The sequence below is a fragment of the Pseudoalteromonas sp. BMB genome (assembly GCF_001709235.1).
Lineage (GTDB): Bacteria > Pseudomonadota > Gammaproteobacteria > Enterobacterales > Alteromonadaceae > Pseudoalteromonas > Pseudoalteromonas maricaloris.
Genome location: NZ_MBQA01000181.1, coordinates 1 through 1843, shown reverse-complemented (window position 1 = coordinate 1843; position 1843 = coordinate 1). Strand labels below are relative to the sequence as shown.

2 protein-coding genes are annotated in these 1843 nt (G+C 46.7%); both read right to left on the bottom strand.

What is annotated here, in order from left to right; all coding sequences use genetic code 11:
* A partial coding sequence (locus tag BB427_RS16210) for an RHS repeat domain-containing protein (RefSeq protein WP_175401294.1) occupies positions 1-424 on the bottom strand: 424 nt, incomplete at its 3' end.
* A partial coding sequence (locus BB427_RS16205) for a DUF6531 domain-containing protein (protein ID WP_217492913.1) occupies positions 405-1843 on the bottom strand: 1439 nt, incomplete at its 5' end. The genes BB427_RS16205 and BB427_RS16210, both read right to left, overlap by 20 nt.

Sequence of the window (1843 nt, the reverse complement as noted above, 5' to 3'; positions counted from 1 at the left end):
GTAAGCGCGTCACAGCGCCCGTTTTACTGATAACCGCCGCTTTATTACCTGACTCATCATATAAGGTGTAGCTAATGGCTCCTTGCTTGTCTTTGGTCGCAACCGCTTGGCCTTCTTGGTTATAGTAAATTCGCTCTGTGCCATAGCGACTATTGCCCAGTGAGGTACCTTCAGCGCTCGATACTAATGCCCCCGCTCTATCAAACATCTGCGTTTGCCATAATCCATTCGCAAATCGAGTGCCGATACGTTGATTGGCATCATCATAGGTGTATTGGATTTGTGCTTGGTTGGCGTCTGTTTTGGTTAGTATGCGTCCTAAGCCGTCATAGCTATAACTGGTTGTAAAGTCATTATCTGTGCCTGTTGTCACCACGCCTCGCGGGGTGGTTTCTTGTAACAGCTTACCGTGGGCATCGTACACATAGCGTGTGGTACTTCCATCTATGCCCAAAGGTTTGTAGTGCACTTAAGCTACGATTGGTGCTGGTATAACTTGCTTTTGTATAAGTGTGTTGACTGACTCGTTGACCTAATCCGTTATAGCGATATTCTACTAGGCTATTGTCTGCATCCAGTGTAAAGCGTAGGCGTTGGCTTGCATCATAAACATAGTAGGTGGTGTTATTACCCAGCGTTTCACTGAGTAGTTGGTTATGAGCATTGTAAGTGCGTGTTACCGTCACCCCATCCGCATCAGTTTGGGTTGTTAGGTTACCAGCATTGTCATAGGTATAGGTTTTAGCTTGCCCTAAGCCGTTCCGTACTTGTGTGATTTGCCCTGCACCGTTGTATTCGTATTCATCTCTGACATGTTGGCCATCAGCAACACGCTCTAATGCAGATAAACGCTTATTGCTGTCAAAGTAGTAATCAACTTGTGATTGACCCAATGTGACTCGGGTGTGGGTATCTGATACATAGGTGTAGACCGTGGTGCGACCTTCGCCATCTTGCAAAGTTTTAACCCGGTAGTCGCCGTTATGGGCTTCATAGCCAATGGTCAGTTTGGTGCCATCCGACTGACTAACCGACTGAATGCGGTTACTATCACCATGGTAGGTATATTTGGTTTCATACACCTTGCCATCAGTGATGGAATTATCATTGGGCGTTAAATCAACTTTAACGGAATTCAGGCGCTTATTCGCATCATAGCCATAGTACACTCGGGTATGGGCTTCCCCTGTACCGGCTTGGGTTTGAATACTTTCTAATAAGTTTTGTGCGTTGTATTTCAGTAGCGTGGTCTCGGTACCACTTTGAGTTTGGGTCGTGATTTGGCTAACACGACTGCCGCTGTAACTAATGGTGGTTTCATGGCCTTCTACGCTTACCATCGCACTTAGGCGACCTTGTGTGTCATAGCGCTCGGTGATGTTTTGGCCATCTATCTTCAGTACCGCACTACCGTCACCGTTGAACTTTAACGTATCATGAGCGCCGCTGCCTTGGGTGCTGATGTACGCACCCTTCGCCGCGTCATAGTTAAAGCGCTGAGCAAAGCCATCCGCAGTTACTCGTGTTACCACACTGCCCGCTTGGTTGCGAGTGCCTTCAACTGAGATTGACTTTAAAAACCCGAGACGCCATTGGTCGTTATTGTCACCATCAAAATGGCCCAAGCTGTTGTAGGTTCTAAGCACCCCTAAGCCAAGTCCCAACCCTTTTACTTGCTCATCTTGGTTTTGTAATACCAAGTTACCCGTTGCAGCATTTACAAACACATTTTCTGACGCTTGTCCCAAAGCAGTTCGAGTATGCTGTCCTAAAAGTGATGAAGTATTATTGAAAAGACCGAGTCCTTCGCCTGAGATGATAGCGCCCATTTTTATTCCGATTT